The organism is Gracilimonas sp. B-17 (assembly GCF_056857935.1).
The window spans coordinates 1111334-1131493 of record NZ_JBSXOA010000012.1 but is presented as its reverse complement, the minus strand read 5'-3'; the positions used below and the strand labels follow the sequence as shown (position 1 = coordinate 1131493).

Annotated in this window: 20 protein-coding genes; 6 read left to right on the top strand and 14 right to left on the bottom strand. The window is 39.0% G+C overall.

Going from position 1 to position 20160, the window contains the following annotated elements:
• Positions 1–23 precede the first annotated feature (23 nt).
• Positions 24–2132 carry a hypothetical protein gene (locus AC13FX_RS13250; protein ID WP_482881272.1) on the top strand — a complete coding sequence of 703 codons (2109 nt, stop codon included), beginning with the start codon at positions 24–26 and terminating at the stop codon, positions 2130–2132.
• Positions 2133–2157: 25 nt separating this feature from the next.
• On the opposite strand, the gene AC13FX_RS13245 is transcribed toward AC13FX_RS13250, so the two are convergent.
• From AC13FX_RS13245 to AC13FX_RS13230, 4 genes are all read right to left on the bottom strand, one after another.
• On the bottom strand, positions 2158–2679 hold the full coding sequence (locus AC13FX_RS13245) for a SixA phosphatase family protein (protein ID WP_482881270.1): 522 nt from the start codon (positions 2677–2679) through the stop codon (positions 2158–2160).
• A 136-nt stretch (positions 2680–2815) separates the two neighbouring features.
• Positions 2816–4045 carry a hypothetical protein gene (locus tag AC13FX_RS13240; RefSeq protein WP_482881268.1) on the bottom strand — a complete coding sequence of 410 codons (1230 nt, stop codon included), beginning with the start codon at positions 4043–4045 and terminating at the stop codon, positions 2816–2818.
• A complete protein-coding gene (locus AC13FX_RS13235; RefSeq protein WP_482881266.1) occupies positions 4042–4521 on the bottom strand; it encodes a hypothetical protein in 480 nt (159 codons plus the stop codon). The genes AC13FX_RS13240 and AC13FX_RS13235 overlap by 4 nt, the downstream gene beginning before the upstream one ends.
• 71 nt (positions 4522–4592) lie before the next feature.
• Positions 4593–5135 (bottom strand): adenine phosphoribosyltransferase, encoded by a 543-nt coding sequence (locus AC13FX_RS13230; RefSeq protein ID WP_482881264.1) that lies wholly within the window; start codon positions 5133–5135, stop codon positions 4593–4595.
• A 59-nt stretch (positions 5136–5194) separates the two neighbouring features.
• Between AC13FX_RS13230 and tadA the strand changes: the two genes are divergently transcribed.
• The gene (tadA, locus tag AC13FX_RS13225) at positions 5195–5671 is read left to right on the top strand and encodes a tRNA adenosine(34) deaminase TadA (protein WP_482881262.1); all 477 of its coding nucleotides are present in this window, start codon (positions 5195–5197) and stop codon (positions 5669–5671) included.
• 2 nt (positions 5672–5673) lie between these two features.
• Here the strand turns inward: tadA and AC13FX_RS13220 are convergent, their stop codons facing one another.
• The 10 genes from AC13FX_RS13220 to trpE all read right to left on the bottom strand — a co-directional run bounded on the left by AC13FX_RS13220 (position 5674) and on the right by trpE (position 15420).
• Positions 5674–6462, bottom strand: coding sequence for a methyltransferase domain-containing protein (locus AC13FX_RS13220; protein ID WP_482881260.1), 789 nt, complete (start codon positions 6460–6462; stop codon positions 5674–5676).
• Between the two features lie 31 nt (positions 6463–6493).
• Complete coding sequence (locus AC13FX_RS13215; protein ID WP_482881259.1) at positions 6494–7552, bottom strand: DUF4837 family protein; 1059 nt, start codon at positions 7550–7552, stop codon at positions 6494–6496.
• A gap of 54 nt (positions 7553–7606) precedes the next feature.
• Complete coding sequence (trpA, locus tag AC13FX_RS13210; RefSeq protein ID WP_482881257.1) at positions 7607–8404, bottom strand: tryptophan synthase subunit alpha; 798 nt, start codon at positions 8402–8404, stop codon at positions 7607–7609.
• Positions 8405–8474: 70 nt separating this feature from the next.
• Positions 8475–9692 (bottom strand): tryptophan synthase subunit beta, encoded by a 1218-nt coding sequence (gene trpB / locus AC13FX_RS13205; protein ID WP_482881256.1) that lies wholly within the window; start codon positions 9690–9692, stop codon positions 8475–8477.
• Positions 9693–9766: 74 nt separating this feature from the next.
• Positions 9767–10420: a phosphoribosylanthranilate isomerase gene (locus AC13FX_RS13200; RefSeq protein WP_482881255.1), complete on the bottom strand. Its 654-nt coding sequence runs from the start codon at positions 10418–10420 to the stop codon at positions 9767–9769.
• On the bottom strand, positions 10417–11232 hold the full coding sequence (trpC, locus tag AC13FX_RS13195; protein ID WP_482881254.1) for an indole-3-glycerol phosphate synthase TrpC: 816 nt from the start codon (positions 11230–11232) through the stop codon (positions 10417–10419). The genes AC13FX_RS13200 and trpC overlap by 4 nt, the downstream gene beginning before the upstream one ends.
• A gap of 63 nt (positions 11233–11295) precedes the next feature.
• Positions 11296–12336, bottom strand: coding sequence for an anthranilate phosphoribosyltransferase (gene trpD, locus AC13FX_RS13190; protein WP_482881253.1), 1041 nt, complete (start codon positions 12334–12336; stop codon positions 11296–11298).
• Positions 12336–12899, bottom strand: coding sequence for an anthranilate synthase component II (locus AC13FX_RS13185; protein WP_482881252.1), 564 nt, complete (start codon positions 12897–12899; stop codon positions 12336–12338). The genes trpD and AC13FX_RS13185 overlap by 1 nt, the downstream gene beginning before the upstream one ends.
• Positions 12900–12952: 53 nt before the next feature.
• Positions 12953–13939 carry a tryptophan--tRNA ligase gene (gene trpS / locus AC13FX_RS13180; protein WP_482881251.1) on the bottom strand — a complete coding sequence of 329 codons (987 nt, stop codon included), beginning with the start codon at positions 13937–13939 and terminating at the stop codon, positions 12953–12955.
• 20 nt (positions 13940–13959) lie between these two features.
• Positions 13960–15420, bottom strand: coding sequence for an anthranilate synthase component I (gene trpE, locus AC13FX_RS13175; RefSeq protein ID WP_482881250.1), 1461 nt, complete (start codon positions 15418–15420; stop codon positions 13960–13962).
• Between the two features lie 339 nt (positions 15421–15759).
• On the opposite strand from trpE, the gene AC13FX_RS13170 reads away from it, so the two are divergent.
• Genes AC13FX_RS13170 through AC13FX_RS13155 form a run of 4 tightly spaced genes read left to right on the top strand, consistent with a single transcriptional unit; the run spans position 15760 to position 20160 of the window.
• Positions 15760–16566, top strand: coding sequence for a hypothetical protein (locus AC13FX_RS13170; RefSeq protein WP_482881249.1), 807 nt, complete (start codon positions 15760–15762; stop codon positions 16564–16566).
• Positions 16563–18164, top strand: coding sequence for a FlgD immunoglobulin-like domain containing protein (locus tag AC13FX_RS13165; RefSeq protein ID WP_482881248.1), 1602 nt, complete (start codon positions 16563–16565; stop codon positions 18162–18164). The genes AC13FX_RS13170 and AC13FX_RS13165 overlap by 4 nt, the downstream gene beginning before the upstream one ends.
• Positions 18161–19219, top strand: a complete 1059-nt coding sequence (locus tag AC13FX_RS13160; protein ID WP_482881246.1) for a PorV/PorQ family protein — start codon at positions 18161–18163, stop codon at positions 19217–19219. Before AC13FX_RS13165 ends, AC13FX_RS13160 begins: the two co-directional genes overlap by 4 nt.
• On the top strand, positions 19216–20160 hold the full coding sequence (locus AC13FX_RS13155; protein ID WP_482881245.1) for a PorV/PorQ family protein: 945 nt from the start codon (positions 19216–19218) through the stop codon (positions 20158–20160). Before AC13FX_RS13160 ends, AC13FX_RS13155 begins: the two co-directional genes overlap by 4 nt.

Sequence of the window (20160 nt, the reverse complement as noted above, 5' to 3'; positions counted from 1 at the left end):
CAGTTACCTGAGGAGGATTTGAAATGGAATTTCATGGTTTTCAAAACTCCCTTCCTTCAATTCTGGCTATTATTCTTGCTATAGGTTTGATACTCCTGGCATGGTTCTCGTACAGTAAACTAAAGAATGTATCCGAAACTGTAAGGTGGGGCCTAATATCCTTACGTTCTTCTGCCTTTCTATTGATACTCGTACTTCTTTTAAATCCATATTTCTATTCGTCTAGTCAGGTAGACATATCCCCTGAAATAGCCATTTTCTATGATAATTCAGAAAGCATCACCATCACTAAAAACGATTATAGCGGATTAGAATCTTACCAAAAACTTATTGAAGAGTTGAATATTGAAAATATCCCAGATGTCAATTTTGATATTTATTCTTTTGGTGAACAAGTACACTCGTCCGGTTTTGATTCATTGAATGGGACAGAATCTATGACGGATATTTCCGGCCCTGTGGAATCGATTTTAGAGATGAATGATAATATAAAGGCAGCAATCTTGATAACAGATGGTATAATTACATTTGGGCGAAATCCTGTAGTCAATTCTTTTAACTCATCAATACCAATTTATACTATAGGTTTAGGTGATACATCCTATGTACGTGATATTGCGGTTTCCAACCTAACAACAAATACGACCGGATATACCAATACCAATCATGTGATAGAAGCCGAAATTACCCAAACCGGTTTTGAAGGTTCTGCGGTAAATGTTCAATTATTTAATGGAGATGAACTTATAAACGAACAGAGAGTTTCCTTTGAGACGAATGATCAAATAAAGCCTGTTTCATTCGAAATCCCACTGAAAGAACCGGGCTTGAAACAGTATGAGGTCCGGTCTGAACCGTTACAGGACGAATGGACACAAGATAATAACTCAGGTTTGGTTTCAATTGACGTCATAGATAGCCGGGTTAGAATCCTGCATGTAGCATATACCATTCATCCTGACGTGAAAGCATTAAGAGGATTAATTGAGTCTGACAGAAACAATATTTTATATACGTTAACGTGGGCAGGAAACAACCGATATGTAGAAGAAATACCGGATCTGGATCAAGGAGAAATTGACCTGTTAATTGTACATGGAGTTCCAACTTCCAATATTCAATTGCCACTTTTGAATGATCTGTCTAATACACCCACCCTATTTCTTGACCTGGGGAGATCTAATACGCAGGAAAATTCTGCAAATGATTGGAATTCTATTCGTTTGATAAATTCCAATCTTACCCCTGTTTTTCAAACTCAATTAAAACAAAGTAAAAACAGAACTGAGCACTCAATTCTCGAGCTTCAGGAAATTAATACTGATGATTTACCGCCGCTTTTTAGTCCTAGGCGAAGTTCCATTAATGATCCACGAGCCGAAGTCCTCTTCCATCTTGTTTTTAATGGTGTAGAGACAACCCTCCCGGGTATTTCAGTATTTGAGTTAGGTAATGTCAGGCGTGGCCATGTTTTGCCCTGGGGTTGGTTTAAAATGGCACAAAGTACAGATCCGACCATAAGAGAATTCTACATTGATCTGTTCACTAATCTTGTATCATGGACCTCGAACAATCCGGATGATAGATTACTTAGGGTTATTCCCGAGAACCGGATCATCAACACCTCTGTTAATCCTGTGCTAAATGGGTTTGTAAGAAATGAACGTGGTGAACCTGAATCAAATGCCGTGATAGAGATTCAGGTCGAAGGCAATAATTCATCCTCCAGAACCTATAATATGGAAAATAAAGGTGAAGGCAGTTATCAACTAGAGCTTCCAAGGCTTTCGGAAGGACTCTACACTTTTACTGCCACTGCCCGAAAATCTGGGAGACTGATAGAAAATCAGAAAGGTGAATTCCTTGTTTCAAATACCAGTAGTGAATTTAGTGATACGAATCGCAATGAAGCACTACTCAAGTCAATTGCAAATAACTCCGGTGGTTTCTACTATGTATATGATGAATTGAATGGTTTTTGGGATGAGCTGAGTCAGGCCGGTATACTTTCAAAGGATTCTAAAACTATAGAGAATTATATTTTTCCTGTAAGAACCATATACTGGTTTCTGTTATTGATACTAATTCTTGGAGCTGAGTGGTTCCTGAGAAAATATTATTCCCTGCCCTGATTATTATCAAGAAATTAAGAGCAGATCAATAAATATAATGCTGTAGAATTGGTGATCCATCTTCTACAATTTTGATGATGTACAAATTACTGTAGTCATTTTCATCAAATTGCTTTAACCTTTTCTCCCCCATTACCAAATTGATCAAATGCGGTGTTGTATTTGAATGACCGACAATGAGCACGGTTTCAGACCGATGTAGCTCCAATAACTGATCTTTAAAATTATCTAGTTCTTTCGGGTTGTAGATTGTGACAGGCAACTCAAAATGTTTTTCTACAGGTTGAGCCGTTTCTCTGGTTCTATTGAAATCGGTTGAGTAGATCCCATTTATACTATCATACTGTTTCAATAGAATCATAAGCTTTATGGCTCTTTTACGGCCGGCTTCATTCAATGATGGGTCCGTATCATCGCCCTTTTCTTTTTCAGCGTGTCGCGTAAAGATCAGAACAGTTTCATTTTTTGAGTTGGTTTTATCATCATGTTGAGCTGCTGCATCTGCAGAAATAAATAATGATAGAATTATGATTAATATAGTCTTCATATGGTGCTTCAGTATCAGATTGTATTTTGAGAAATATGTAAAACTGATTCGAATGTACGTACAATATGTTTCAACAAAAAAAGCCGGACAATGAAATTGTCCGGCCTATGGGTATCATGGGGGATTATTTAATTCATCAATCTTTTCTGGTAAGAACGATGATAAGTCCTGCAATAGTCAAAAGACTAAGCCCAAGCAAAATTGGAATTACAAAAGAAGTTGGTTGAGTTTCATCTCTCCAGTTGATGAGCTCGGCATCAATAGTTGAGATCTGGCTCATGGTAAGTACTTCCCCATCCTGGATGTAATTACCCCATTCGTTCTTGACCTTGTTTGTCCAGAAGTTATAAAAGGATTTGAATTCCTCTCGGTTCTCATTCGCAATGAGCTTATCCTCACTGCTATCCACAGAGCTGTTAATAAAGGTCTCTATGGCCGTATAAAAGCTTTGGTTATTGTCAAAAGCACCAATATCCACGTTGTTTTGCTCAAGTGAATTATTGATGGAATCCCACATATTTTTGGATGTGCTCGCCTTCCAATCTTTAAGTTGAGTGTCGATCTTATTTCTCCACTGGCGTGATTCCTCACCACCGTAAACCTGACTCAGATCACTTCCAACTTTATTCCATGTATCTGCAAAACGCTTTTGAACGGTATGCATTTTCAGGAAATCTTCAGTGCTTAGTTCTGAAGAACCTGCCTTGAGTACCTGGATATTTTCCTCAATGGTTGCTTCAATGAATTCTAAGGGATTATCTCCTTGCTGAATAGCAATGGCACTTGAGGCGATTTCATTATTGCCTCCTGTTTGCATTTCAAGTTCACGATAAGCTACGAATAGTGAATCCATCATCTTGAGTACAAATTCATCTCTTTTCTCAATACGCTCTCTGTACTGCTCTACCAAGCGTGACAGGTTCTTTTCACTTTTCTCAGATTTTGCGATCAGAGTTTTGAGTGAATCAGTCTCATTATTGAGAAAAGCAATTTCAGCCTGATAATCAGAGATCTGTTTATTCATTGCAGTAAGTCTCTCACCCTGATTCTCCAAGATCATTAGGATCTCTTCAGTTTCATTTGCTTCAGCAATGAGGTCCTGAATGGAGTCTTCAAAGGTTCTCGGATACAATGCATGATCCAATAGTTCCTGGTGGTCGGCATACGCATCCCTGAGATTAACTACCTCTTTATTAAGACTATCAGCAGCTTCTAATGTAGTAGCATTGTTTATTGAAGCTTCCAGTGATCTATACGTATTCTCAAATTCTTTTGTGATCTCATAATCTGATGATTGAGCAAATATGGCTGTTGTAGTACAAATTATGAGTAATATCGTACCGGTAATTTTTAATGCCTTTTTCATGATTGGTCCTCCTCAGTATTTTCCAGAATTCCTCTTTCATTCATCTCAACAATCTCGTTTGTATCTCTCATAACGAGTTGTACACCTGAGTCTCTTAAATTGAATGCAGGATCTTTCAGAGGAGATTCTGATACATTGATCTTATTCTTTAATTTTAGTGAACCTTTACCGGGTTCCATCACATATACATTTGTAAACTGATCTGCAGTGATGAAATAAAATCCATCAGCATTTCGAATCAAACGGATCTCTCTGATCTGTTTGGTGGAGTCTGTAGCTCCGAATTCCTGTTCTTTGAATGAGTTTACATTAAAGGAAATTCCATGCCTGACGTCGGTCACATTTCCGTTTTCATCAGGGACTAATACTGACTCCAATTGTTGGGAATAATCTACATTTTCCACAACAAAGGAATTACAGGCAGATGCAACTGCTATAATCAGCAAACCCAGAAAGGCGTGAGTTAATTTGTTCATACTCATTTTGTGTTTTATTACTGAAATTTTCGGTTCAGTAACTTGTAGTAGTCAAAATGAGATATGTTCCATTATTCTATAATTATACTTTCAACAGGCACACCATCCGCTAATTTATCCCTTCCATTTAAGAATGAAAGCTCTATTATGAATGAATATCCGACCACTTTACCCCCTATCCTATTGATCAAATTCGTTGCTGTAGCAGCACTCCCTCCGGTGGCTATAAGATCATCATGTATCAAAATACTGGCTCCTTCAAATATGGCATCTTCGTGTATCTCTATGTTATCTTCTCCATATTCCAAAGCGTAAGTTTCTGAAAGGGTTTTCGAAGGTAATTTTCCCGGTTTACGAACCGGTACAAATCCGGCATTCAAATCCTGAGCCAGATTGGTTCCAAATAAAAACCCCCTGGATTCAAGTCCTACTACAAAATCAATATCAATATGACGATAAGGTTGACGTAACATGAATGACGTTAGTTCAAGTGCACGTGCGTCTTGTAATAAGGTAGTGATATCCTTGAATTGAATACCTTTTTCTGGAAAATCAGGTATGGTACGTATAGTTTCAGAAATGTAATCTTTTATACTTTTCTCTACTTTTTTCATCAATATTGGATTAAGTTCGTACCAAGGTAATTAGAATAAATGCAGTCAAACAAAAATATATGAGTATTGCAGATCTTCCGTTAATGGAAAAACATCATAAGTTCATGGCAAGAGCTTTTATGCTGGCTGAACAAGCCTATGAAAATGATGAGATTCCAGTTGGGGCTATTGTCGTTTATAAAGGTCAGATCATAGGAAAAGGTTATAATCAGGTTGAAATGTTGAATGATCCTACCGCACATGCCGAAATGATTGCCATATCAGCAGCATGTGAAACGATCTCTGAAAAATATTTAAGTGATTGTACCCTTTATGTTACGCTTGAACCTTGCCCTATGTGTGCGGGAGCTGCAGTTTGGAGTAAACTAGGTAGACTTGTCTTTGGGGCTCAGGACTCGAAGTCAGGTGGTTGTGGAAGTGTTTTTAATATTGTAGAAAATAGGAAATTGAATCATCAGATCGAAGTGATCCAAGGTATAATGGAATCTGAATCCGAATACTTATTGAAAGAGTTCTTTAAGCAAAAAAGGAATTAGACTCACTCAAATTCGCGTTTGGCTGCAATATATACCATATGCCATTTCACTTTGAGGTTTCCTTTATTATCCCAGTGATCAAGAAGCAGTTTAAATTTTTTATACCCCAGAGTTTTATTCAGCATGGAATAAGATCCTCCTGTCATTTTCAGATACCGAAAGAAATCCAAAGAACTTTCAAATTCTTTGTACAGGTCGTTCTCGTAATAATCGATCTGCATAGGCCCCATCGACATTTTAACAACCACTTCCTCTACATCAGGTAATGGGTTTGCAGTGTGTGGCAGACCCAATTCGAGACAATTTTCATACCATTCCGGAAAAGAATGGTTTCCCGGAAATGAACAAAGCATAATACCACCGGGCACTAGTTTTTCGGATAGATTCTGCAATGCCAATGAAGTATCCTTAAACCAATGAGGTGTAAAACCACTGATGATCAAACCAAAAGACTCCTCATTTGATGGCAAGTCATCAGCATCTAAAACCTTAAAGGAAATATTTGTGAGCTTACATTCGGATTTGATCAAATTATTCTCACATTTATTAAGCATCTTTTCTGACAGATCAGTAACTATGATCTTTCTTTCAGGGAATAGATCGATAAGTTTTTTTGTAACAAATCCGGTTCCACATCCGACCTCAAGTATTGGTTCGGGCGGTATGGCTTCTTTCCATGGTATCAATGAAGCAATGAGCCCATCAGCCACTTTCTGTTGTATCTCAGCATTTTTATCGTATGATTCTGCAGCCTGGTCAAACGTGGATCTTATTCCTTTGTGATAACTCAATCTTCTTAAGTCTTATATTATCAGAGTTAACTTAGCTAGTGAGATCCTTTTGTTCAGATGTCCATGATGAATCTGACTCAAAAGTTCTTCCCATAGCTCTGAATTGACGTACAAATGGAAGTTTTTTACGGACTCCCGGTGCAAACTGATTGTAATCAACCATAAATAACCGGTTTGTATCAGGATCATAGTATGTGAAATTCACAAAAGGTCCACCCATTAAGCCATTAACCATATGCCAGGTTCCTCTTGTTTCATAGGCCAGTAATCGGCCTTTCTGAAATGATTCTGATTCTACAGGTCTGTTAAGGTCAGGCCGTTCAAAGGTTTGCACATACATGGAATCTCTGGCTCCTTTGATATATTCCTTTTGAAGAGAATCTCTGGTTGATATGATCCAGTCTCTATCCAAAAAAGAAATATCTTCGACATCATTCTGGTACCAGATCCACATCCAGCGATCATTCTGAGGCAGAGCTCTGCGATAACTTATAAAATTCAACGTATCAATATTTTTGATATAATCGTGCTGAAAACGAACTTTAAAGCCCCTGTTCTGCCATAATGAATCGGAATATTCAGTTACTTCCTTTTTCTCATACACAAAATACTCCCAACGTTTGAGCTCCTTATCCAGCATATTTGAAAGTAACGAGTTTTCAGTGTTACGGATCTTTTGAGCCAGTGATGAATCAGAGGTTGATGTGAGAATTAGTACATATTGATCCCTGTACCACTGATCTTGAACCGGAAATGCAAAACTTTCGTCCTGACGGACGCGATTCTCAATATTTTCATCCAACAATCCGCGAACTTGTCGTCCAACATTGGAATCTTCTTCAATAGGTGCTGCAAATATCAGATTTTTTTGTTTTTTCAAACGTTCAAGCTGATCCTGTGACCTGATCTGTGTGAATTGAAGATCATAAAAAGGTTCACCATTAGGCACGGTAAGTACCCATTGCCCGAAGACATCGCGAATAGCCTCGGCAGTTTCACTTTCCCATTTAGTTGAATCCATTACAACCACAACCTCACGGGTATTCCCCTCTGCAAGGGGTCTGTAATCACCATCGCATGAAATGGTCATAATCCCCAAAACTGTGGTTAAACTAATCAGTAAAAATCTCATCATAAAAAGATATTAATTTCCAAATTTCAGTGAATGAACGAAGGAGAACAATTCAGATTGCCAGCCTTCTTTCGGGTAATGTGTTTTGATATTGTCAATTAAGGCACTTCCAACAATAAATCCATCGGCATTTAATGCGATATTTTGAGCATCTTCAAAAGATTTGATCCCAAACCCAACCATGACAGGATTTTGGCTAATATTATTGCGGACCCTGTTTATGAACCGATCTACTGACCGGGATACCTCACCACCATCTCGCGCACCGGTAACACCAGTAACAGATACACAATATACAAATCCCTGAGAGTTATCATCGGCCATTTTCATGCGTTCATCGGAAGTGTTCGGTGTTACCAGGTGAATGACATCCAATCCATAGTTTTTCGCATGATCTTTTATGATCCCATCTTCCTCCAATGGAATATCAGGAATTATAAGGCCATCCACACCGGCTTCTGCGGCCTTTTGGCAGAATACATCAACACCATACCGCAAGACCGGATTCATATAACCCATTAGGATTATGGGTATTTCAGACTGTTTTCTAGCCTCTTGAACTATTTCAAAGATCTTATTCATGGTGATGCCATTTCTTATGGCTACATCACTTGAATATTGAATAGTTGGACCATCTGCGAGGGGATCGCTGAATGGCATCCCCAACTCTATGATATCCGCTCCGTGTTTCTCAAATCCTAAAATAAGGTCCACAGTTGATGCAATATCTGGATATCCTGCTGTAATGAAAAGACTCATCAGCTTTTCATCTTTTCCTTTTTTCCTGAATGCGCTTTGAATTCGGTTCATTTAAAATTGTTTATTAATATCTGCTGGTAATGATTCCTTTATAGCCAATTGTTTATAGAAATTAGGTCATTTATTCATTTTCCCGAATATAATCTGAAATGGTACCCATATCCTTATCCCCTCTTCCTGAAAGATTCAGAATCACAATTTCATCTTCAGAAGTGTTTGGCATTAGCTTTTCAAGCCATGCAAAAGCATGAGCTGTTTCAAGGGCAGGTATGATTCCTTCAGTTTTTGAAAGTAACTTGACTGCATCCATAGCCTCTGTGTCAGTGACTGCATAATAGTTGACCCTGCCTAGATCTTTAAGATGTGCATGTTCAGGTCCTACGCCCGGATAATCCAAACCTGCACTGATGGAATGAGCTAATTCGATCTGGCCTTCATCTGACTGAAGTAAATAACTAAGGGAACCATGAAGTATTCCCGGGGTTCCTTTACTCATAGTTGCAGCTGTCTTTCCGGAGTCTACTCCAAAACCAGCTGCTTCTATACCTATGATCTCTATTTTTTCATCATTTATAAACGGATAGTAAAATCCAATGGCATTGGAACCTCCTCCAACACAGGCGATCAGATAATCTGGATTACGACCTTCGATCTTATTGATCTGGTCTTTGGTTTCCATACCAATAACCTCATGAAAATGCCTTACCATCATAGGATATGGATGTGGCCCAACAACTGATCCAATTATATAAAAGGTGTTATCTACATTGGTCACCCAGTCCCGTATTGCTTCATTAGTGGCATCCTTTAATGTTTTCGATCCACTTGTAACAGATCGTACTTCAGCCCCTAATAATCTCATCCGGTCAACATTAAGTTTTTGACGAACCATATCCTCTTCCCCCATATAGACAATACATTCAAGGCCAAATTTGGCACAAGCAGTAGCAGTAGCCACTCCATGTTGTCCGGCACCGGTTTCAGCTATGATCCTTTTTTTACCCATTCTTCGCGCCAATAAAACCTGCCCTATGGCATTATTGATCTTATGAGCACCGGTATGGCAAAGATCTTCACGCTTCAAGTATATCTTGGCTTTCTTATAATGTTTGGTGAGTCTATTGGCAAAAGTAAGTTTAGTTGGCCTTCCAACATACTCATCAAGTAATTTTGCTAATTCCTGGTTGAATGTCGGATCTTCTTTAGCCTTATTGAATTCAGCTTCCAATTCCTGAATTGCAGGAATCAGAATCTCAGGAACAAATTTACCGCCAAACTGTCCATAGTATCCTTTTTCGTCCGGAAATTTATATGTCTTCTTTTTGATCTGTGTGCTCATAGTAGTAAAGTACGTGTGTCATACTAAGTGATATGTCGAAGGAACTTCATGATCACTCAGTATGTCATTAAATTTTAATTTTCTTTTAATTCTGTGATCTCATTCATAAATACTTCGATCTTTTCAAAATCCTTGAGACCGGGTTTCTGCTCCAGGCTGCTGGAAACATCAACTGCATAGGGTTGAACCGTTTGAATCGCTTCTCTGATATTTTCGGTATTTAACCCTCCTGAAAGGAAAAATGGCATATTTATTTCCAGATCGGTTATCATAGACCAATCAAAAGGTTTTCCTGTGCCGCCCCAAAGACCATCGATCTTGGTATCGAATAAAAGAAAATCAGCGACATCAGAATATTGCTCAATTTGATGCTTTAACAAATAGTCTACTGATTCTTCTTCAATGTGAATGACTTTAATAACCGGTTTTTCCACTAATGAACAGTATTCCGGTGTTTCATCCCCATGTAATTGAACATAATCCAATCCGGTCTGTCTTGCGGTACGATTGACATCATCCAGAGGTTGATTGACAAATACACCAACCTTTTCAGGCCCTTCGAGCCAATTGATTATTGCCCCGGCCTCTGCAGGTTCGATATATCTTGGTGATTTTTCATAAAAGATAAATCCGAGATAATCTACTAAGGCTCCGGAAGCAAATCGGGCATCTTCAAGATTGGTTATTCCACAAATTTTGATCTTCGTTCTATCGGTTTTCTGTTTCATTTATTCAGTAAACGTTCAAATTCTTCTTCAGTTTTCTCAATCAGATCTTTGACTGCTTGCCCCGGATCTGTCTCTCGCATAAAATACTCACCTATCAATGCAGAATGAATACCGTTATTTTTCAGCAAGGCGAGGTCTTTACCACTTGATAACCCACTTTCAGATACAAGCAACGTCTCATCAGGGGATTGTTGTAAAATAGAAATTCCGCGATGGACATCCACTTCAAAGGTTTTAAGATCACGGTTATTGACACCCAAAATTTTGGTTTGCTCAAAATCCAAGCGGTCAAAATCATTCTGATCATAGCACTCTACTAAAGCATCCAATCCATACTCCTTAGCTGCATGTTGCAATTCAAAAAGTTGTTCTCCCTCTGTAATAGCAACTATGATCAATACTGCATCAGCTCCATATGCTCTTGCTTCTTTGATCTGATATGGGTCGATTATGAAGTCTTTGCGTAAAAGCGGTAATGATACACGTTTTGATATAGCATCAAGGTATTTCAGATCACCCTTAAAAAATGGCTCATCTGTTAGTACTGAGATAGCTGATGCTCCTCCATCTTCATATCTAAGAGCTATATCAACAGGATCGAAATCAGTACGTATGATACCTTGTGAAGGAGAGGCTTTTTTTACTTCAGCAATGATCGATACCGAATCGGTCTTTCTAAGTGATCGCCTGAATGACCTGCGTTCTTTTTCAAAACCTTCAAATGAATCAAAATCAGAAAAGGAAACGTTTTTCTTACGTTTAGAAATATCCTCTGCTGTTTTATCAATTATGCGATCTAAAATGTTACTCATTGATGTTATCTAAAATTATAAAAATGGTTTGGTGGTCGCTTAGATCTGTCTGTAACAATTAAATTAGAATTTAAAGGTTCCCATAGCGTCGTTAGTTACATCTACAAAATCATTAAATAATTTACGTGCTTTCCCGGATTCCAATGCATTTTCAGCCATCAATTTGGCTTCTTCAAGTTTTTCAACCTTTCCGGAAGCCTGAATCGCAAATGCAGCGTTTAAAATAGCAATATTTTTCTGGGCGTCAGTAGCTTTATTTGCTATGATATTAGTAAGGATCTTTGCGTTTTCTTCCTTTCCTCCACCCATCAGCTGTTTCATTTCTACCTTCTTAAACCCAATAGATTCAGGATCGAATATTATTGAAGTTGAAACCACCTTATCCTTAAGTTCGAAGATCTCAGATTGTGAGGTTAGGCTTACTTCATCAAGACCATCGTGTGCATTGAATGTATAGGCAAAATCAGTTTCAAGATTAGCCAGGATATGAACCATTTTTTCTGCAACATCTTTACTGAATGCACCAATAACGTATCTTTGTACTCCGGCAGGATTGACCATAGGTCCCAAAATATTGAAAAATGTACGGAACCCGATCTCTCGTCTTGAAGGCATGACGTATTTCATTGCAGGATGAAACATTGGGGCAAACATAAAAGCCATTCCAACTTCGTTGAATACATGCTCTACCTGATCCTTACCAAGTTCGATAGAGGCTCCCAAATGCTCCAATACATCAGCACTGCCACATTTACTTGAGGCACTTCTATTTCCGTGCTTGATAACAGGTACACCTGCCGCAGCGGTGATAAACGAGGCAGCAGTTGAGATATTAAAAGTACCGGACTGATCCCCCCCTGTACCAACCAGGTCTATGGCTCCGGTAACATCCACATTTACCTTGACAGCCTTTGAGCGCATTACTTTAACAAAGGCAGTAAGTTCTTCTACTGATTCTCCTTTAAGTCGCATTGCAGTAAGAAATGAAGCAATTTTTGGCTCTGAAACCTCACCTGACATGATAAGATTCATCGCGGTCTCCGCTTCAACTTGTGTCAGGTCTTCTGAAAATGATAATTTGTTTAGTATAGATTTAAAATCCATTATTGATTTAGCCAGTTTGAAATAATTTTTGGTCCTTCTGTTGTAAGAATGCTTTCTGGATGGAATTGAATTCCCTGAATAGGGAATTCTTTATGTCGTATACCCTGTATTACTCCGTCATCGGAGTAAGCTGTGATCTGAAGGGTATCCGGTATAGAATCGGAATCCAGGATCAGAGAATGATAACGTGTTGCAATAAAATCTTTATCTACACCGGAAAATATAAATTGATCATCATGTGACACCTTAGATACCTTGCCATGCATTAACTTAGGAGCATGAATAACTTTAGCACCAAAGACTTCACCAATTGCCTGATGCCCCAAGCAAACACCTAGTACAGGAATGTCTTTTCCCAGTTTACGGATGATCTCTTCAGTGATTCCTGCCTCATGTGGCCGACCGGGACCAGGTGATATCATTATCTTAGAGGGATTCAAATCACGAACTTCATCAAGGGTCATAGCATCATTGCGAATCACTTTATAGTTTTCCGTTTCTGCTGCAACAAGGTGAACGAGGTTGTAAGTAAAAGAGTCGTAATTATCGATTATTAAGATCACAGGGGTTTAATTAAAAAATATTCAGATTATATGGTCTGGGGGTTATTCAATCATTAAAAGTGCCGTACAATTCCGGTTACCTCTCTTATAGGTTTCATGACTTCCTCAGCGCGTTCACGGGCTCTTTTACTGCCCTGTCGCAATACATCATGAACATAATCAAGATCGGTCTCCAGTTCTTTTCGCCTTTCTCGTGCTTCTTCAAAATGATCTACTATCATCCCCAGGAGTTCCTTTTTGGCATGACCATATCCATAGCCTCCGGAACGATACTTATCAGCGATCTCATCCTGAGTTTCCTTGTCGGCGAACAACTTTATAAGAGCAAATACATTATCATTATCAGGGTCTTTGGGATCTTCCAGCGCTGTTGAATCCGTCTGTATAGACATCACCCGTTTCTTTAAGGCTTTGCCTTCGGCAAATATATTGATGGTGTTATCATAACTTTTGCTCATTTTTCGCCCGTCAATACCGGGGACAACCGCAACTGATTTAACAATATGTTCTTCGGGAAGCTTGAGGAACTCTCCGTCGTAAGTATGATTGAATTTCCCGGCCAGGTCACGGGTGATCTCGATATTTTGTTTTTGATCTTCGCCAACTGGTACAATATCAGAATGGTATATCAAAATATCGGCAGCCTGAAGTATAGGATAAGTGAAAAGACCGATATTCGGATTAAGTCCTGCTGCGATCTTATCCTTATACGAAACTCCCTTTTCCATCATAGAAACCGGGGCCAAAGTTCCAAGTATCCAGGCCAGTTCTGTTACCTGAGGTACATCAGACTGGGCAAAAAAAGTTGCTTTATTTGGGTCCAGGCCCAATGCTAAATAGTCGAGTGTTACATCTATCGTATTTTGATAGAGTTGCTTGCCATCATTCAAAGATGTGAGTGAATGATAATTTGCTATAAAGAAAAAGGCCTCCCCTTCCTCCTGCATGGCAATATGCTGCCGGATCGCTCCGAAATAGTTACCAATATGCAGTTTACCTGAAGGCTGAATACCTGACAAAATTGTTTTTTTCTTACTCATTGATCTTATTTAAATAATATTTATTGAATATCTAGAGCTACACTGAGGGCCTGAATAAGGGCTCCAGCTTTATTTTGAGTTTCTTCAAATTCTTTCTTTGGATCACTATCAGCGACTATTCCGGCACCGGCCTGAATATACGCTTTGTTACCGGTTACAACCATTGTTCTGATGGCGATACAGGTATCCATATTACCTGAAAAATCGAAATAACCGACAGCTCCGGCATAAACACCACGTTTGATTGGTTCTAACTCATCAATGATCTGCATGGCCCTAATTTTAGGCGCTCCGCTCACTGTGCCTGCCGGGAAGCACTGCATGAGCGCATCAACTGAGGTTTGATCGTCTTGCAAATCACCCACCACATCACTTACAATGTGCATCACGTGAGAGTAACGCTCTATGACCTGATTTCGCTCCATTTTCACTGAGCCCGGCTTACATACCCGGGAAAGGTCATTTCTACCAAGATCGACCAACATGATATGTTCAGCAATTTCTTTAGGATCATTCTTCAAGTCATTCTCAAAAGCGATGTCTTCTTCATGTGTTCTTCCCCTGGGTCGAGTTCCAGCGATGGGAAGCACTCTGGTTTCCCCTTCCTGAACCCGGACTAAAACTTCCGGTGATGAGCCAACCAATTGAAAATCCTCAAAATCCAAGTAGAACAGATATGGAGAGGGATTTACCATTCTGAGTGCTCTGTATAACATAAACGGATCCCCGCTCATATCAGCTTCAAAACGTTGAGATAGAACAACCTGAAATATATCGCCTTCATATATATACTCCTTTCCTATATTTACGATCTGCTCGAAGTAATCCTGTTTCATATTGCTGGACAGTGAGTCTGTATCGATACTGAACGGGCGATTATCATAATTTGAACTAAGTGCTGCCTCTTCCATTTTATCAAGGCTGAGTTGCGCATTATTAAAACCTTCCTCCAGATCATCTACCTCTTCCACAAATACCGTTTTAATCAGAATAACCTGATGTTTCACATGGTCGAAAGCGAAGACTTCATCATAAAATGCCCAGATAGCTTCTGGAAGGTTTAGGTCATCATTGGGTACATTAGGGAGATCTTCAACCTGTCTAAATGTATCATAAGCAGAAAAACCTACAGCCCCACCTTTTAGCCTTGGTAATTCAGGTAGCGTTGGTTCAGAATAGGCTGTTGTGAGTTCTTTCAGTAACTCGAAATAAGACTTAGTTACTTTTTGGAATTCATCATTTTTAGCAAGCGTGGTTTCATTTCCATCAAATTTCAGGATCTGATACGGATTCCTTCCAATAAAAGAGTAACGTGCCAGCTGTTCCCCTCCTTCTACAGACTCCAATAAAAAAGGAAATTCTGCTCCCTCCCTAATATTCATAAAAAGTGATACCGGTGTGAGAACATCAGCTAATAATCTTCTGTAAACAGGAATCGCCGTATACTCTTTACTAAGCTCTAAAAACTGATCTTTATTCATCTAATAATTCATTTAGGGAATTAGTTAATGCGGGTCAATACACGAATATCAACCCCCTAAGCCCACGTCTTAAAACAAAAAAACCCGCCATTCGAATGAACAGCGGGTTTCTTAAAGTTCTTTACTCAATTACTCAATTACATAGCAGTCCCACTGTTATATTCAACAACAGGCCACCACCAATTATGTAATTCTGCAATTCGGTTTTTCATAACGCACCGAATATAAAGGGCTGATCAGGTTTATGCAATACAGAATTCAGTTTTGTTTCATTTTATGATAAAGTGGACTTAGGTTTTTTCATTGCTTAACATTAAAGAGAACTCACTTATTTATTACATGGATTTGATTAAAAATTTTCTGGGCAGCCTTATTCTATGCTTAATTATTTTCATAAGCTGTGAAACAAGTTTTGACAATAATATTAGCAATGACCTTCCCTTCATTACAGAGTTTAGTATTTCTCCAGAAGATATCAATTTTGATAACCTCACAACTGAAATCATTGATACAACGATAAATGTTAATATATCGGGGCAGGTCAAAAAAATTACTGAGGATACCCGCCTAGTATTTTCAGTAACTGATATTCAAAACAATGTGCAAGTTGAGGAAGGTAATTTGAATTTAACCTCAATTTCTCCACTAAACGGAAATTTTGATAAAAACATTATAATAGAAGTCTCGACTTCAACATTCAGTAATTTTTTAGTAGTAGTTACTGCAACAGATAAAAAAGGTAATGGCAATTATGCTCAGAGTGTCCTGAAGATCAAAGGGATCTCAAACTCCGCACCTCAGATCATTGAAGTTGATAACCCGACTGAATATGTCATTCCTCAATCAGAAACTGAGAATATCCGATTTACGGCCAAAGTAATTGATGAAGATGGTCAAAATAACATTCAGGGTGTCTTTTTAAGATTGATCAGCAGAACTACCGGAGAAGCATCAGGTTCCCCATTTGAATTATATGATGACGGGCAATCTTTAGGTGATCAGGTAGCTAGTGACTCTGTGTTTACCCTAACATTCCCTGTAAGTTCTGACAACCAACCTGATACCTACGATATTCATTACTTTGCTACAGACAGGGGCGGTCTTAGTAGTGATACAGTCAAAACAAGCTTCTCATTAATCGAATGATCAGGAAACTTCCATTCATATCTCTGTTTGTCCTGCTGCCCTTGATCGGCAGTGCACAAATTTATGGGCCTCAGGATCCAAATAAAGATAACTTTAACAGTATTCGACAAAACGGTGTGAGCACAATAGCTGCTTTTGGGGATACTTTATGGATCAGTCCGGCACTCAACAGAAACATTGCAAATGAAGCTGGTTGGTTTAACTCACCAAATGCTGACAGCGTTAATAATGGGATTGGCAGAGTCTTTTCATTATCACTTGGTCAGGACACGGTTATTGCCGGTTTGGGGTTTTCATCAAATACAGCTTCCGGCTCGGTACCATCAGGTTATGGTTTTTACATTAGTACAGATGGAGGTGATAACTGGCGATTTGAAACGTTTCCGACTGATCCTCTCCCCACTTCTGAATGTGATCAAAACTCAGAAGCTTATGATCCAGATTGTGACATCACTTTTACATACGGTGGTAGAACCTACAATAGAGTCAGGAATACTGTAAGGGAGCAATCACCACCATATTCAATTGCTCACAAAGGTGACGTTATATTTGCTGCGTCATGGGCATCCGGCCTATTGAGAAGTGTGGATTTCGGAGAAACCTGGCAAAGGGTCATTCTTCCCCCATATACAACTGAAGAATTGTTACCTACAAACACCTATTACTGGACTTCAAGGGTAAATGGGCAGGAAATTAACCGCTATGATCCAAGATTTGATAATAACCTTCTTGGATTTGGGCTGCTGATTGATTCCAAAGGACAGGTTTGGTTTGGAAGTGCTGGTGGATTAAATATATCAACTAACGCCTTGACCGCCCCTGTCGACAGTATCAGTTGGAAGCACATAAGGTTTAGCGATCTATCTGATGGTCTGCTTGGAAACTGGGTCATTCGAATACGAGAGGATTTTAATTCCGGAAGGATATGGATGACAAATTGGGTTGCAGATCCACAGGAAGATCAGGGACTGGTTTTTACAGATGATGGCGGTAATACATTTGTACAGCCCCTAATTGGAGAACGCATCAACGACATTGGTTTTAAAGATAACTATGTTTTCGCAGCAGGTGATAATGGTCTATTTATATCCAAAGATAGTGGCAATTCATGGATCAGATCACCACAAATACAAAGTCCCAATACCTTCATAAAAAATAGCGCACTGTTTTATTCTGTGGCCTCAACAACAAACAGAATATGGATAGGAACAGAAGATGGTCTTGCTTCATCAGATGATTATGGGCAAAATTGGGAAATTACCCGAGTTGATTTCCCACTAAACGGAGGTAATGTTTATCAGCCTAACACAGGTCATGTGAACTCATATGCTTATCCAAACCCATTTTCACCACGTATACATGATGTCGTTAGAATAAAATTTGATATAGCAGAATCAGTGAATATAAAGGTCAGGATTTTTGATACCTCCATGAATTTGATAAAAGAAATTGGTGGTTCAATGTTAGATCCGGGCACATATGAAGCTATTTGGGATGGAAAAGATTCACTTGGAAGATCTCTTCCAAATGGACCATACATTTACGTAATACAATCAGGTGATAAACAGATCACAGGAAAAATACTCCTGGCCGGATGATAAGATCTCACACCACATATCAATCCACTTTCAAGTTGTGGATCAACCTCTTCATACTGCTCTTCACCCCTATCATTTTACATGCGCAGGATGGAGGATTCGCTGGTGGGGCATTCCATATGGGATATAGTGCCAAAGGAATGGCAATGGGAAATTCCATGTCGGCTGTCACTTCGCAAGGAATTTATTCATTCTATAATCCCGCTTTAGCTGCCTCCAAAACAGATTTTAGACAAACTGATCTATCCATTGCATCTCTTGAGTTCGATCGCTATTTACAAACAGCCGGTGTTCATTTTCAGTTACCACCAAGTGCAGGAATGTCAATCATGATAATCCATTCTGGAATACAAGATATTGACGGTAGAAGTATAAGTGGTTATCCCACGGGGCGTTTTGATGCCGCGGATCTCCAACTCAGAGCTGACTTTGGAATCAGGTTAAGTGAAATAGTTTATGGTGGCATTGGATTGAAATTCAGCCTTGCTGATTATCACCCAGAGTTAAATAAAGCTACAAGTTTCGGTATTGACCTTGGAATGCTTCTTAAAACCAAATCAGATCTTAATTTTGCCTTTACCATAAAAGATCTGTTTGCAGGATATAAATGGAACTCTCAAAGTTTATACGGTCTGGATCAGGCTCAAAATACGCTTGATGAATTTCCGACACGATTGACTTTAGGTTCATCATATGAGGCTTCAAAATGGACTGTTTCAGCTGAGTATGAGTATGTGATCAGTAAAACAGATTATATAACAGATCAGATCATACTTATTGAAGGTAAACCTACCTACGAAGCAATAACTGAAGAAGTGACATCTACCCTTTCTCAACTAAGAATAGGGACCTCAATTGTTCTGCATGAAAGATTTTCCATTCTTGGTGGATGGGGTTTGCCCTCATTTGAAAATGCAGATAGCTGGAATCTAAGTGCAGGATTTTCAATCCATTTACCTTTTGACTACCTCCAGCCAACCATTGATTATGCTTTTGTTAAAGAACCATATCGCATTTCAAATATACACATGTTTACTTTGAGGCTGAAAATATGAGGATATTAAGCTTGTTTTTGCTAATATTTGTTGGATTCCCCCAGGATTTAAGAGCTCAAAATGGAGGTATGGAATGGTTAACCATCAGCCCCTCCTCATATGCACTGTCTAAAGCAGGGGCAACTACATCCATACCTGATGGTTCCAATTCTATTTATAGTAATCCAGCCTTACTTGTACTTAATGGCACCTCTTCCCTTGATCTGTCCTACACATTCTGGGTGGCAAATATTAAGAATGTATTTGGGGGTCTCAATATTTTAAGAGATAACAGCGCCCTCGCATTTTCTTTCTATAATTCAGGAGCAGATGATTACGAACAATATAACCGTCCCGGACCCAGTAACGGTAATTTTTCGGTACAATATCTCTCTCTGTCCACTGCTTACGCGTACAGGATCCGGAATATCTCCATGGGCGCATCTGCTCAATATCTTAGAGAAGAAGTATTCACTTACACAGCTAACGGTTACGCTTTTAACCTGGGGTTAGCAACATCTGTCATTAATAATCGCCTAAACCTGGGACTTTCTTTCAATAACCTGGGTGAAATGGAGAAACTAAACGCAGAAGCAACAAATATTCCCGGACATTTTAAATTTGGGGCTTCCGGTGATGTGATTAGCTTTACTTTACCTAAAAATGAATCACTGCCAATAGACATTTCTATTGCAGCAGACTATGTTCATCCACTCTCTTCAGTTAATATTACTGCCGGGAGTTCGAATGAATTTACTGATGATCACTTCAACGTTGCATTATCAATGACCGTTTCGGAGACCATTGAGCTAAACTCGGGATATAGAACCGGAGAAACAGCCCGCCCCTTTTCTTTTGGGGTTTCGTTATTTACAGGTAACCTGAATTTCAATTATTCATTTCTTCCTTTTGAAACCGGATTTGGAACAGCGCATTCGTTAGGTATAAAATATACTTTTTAG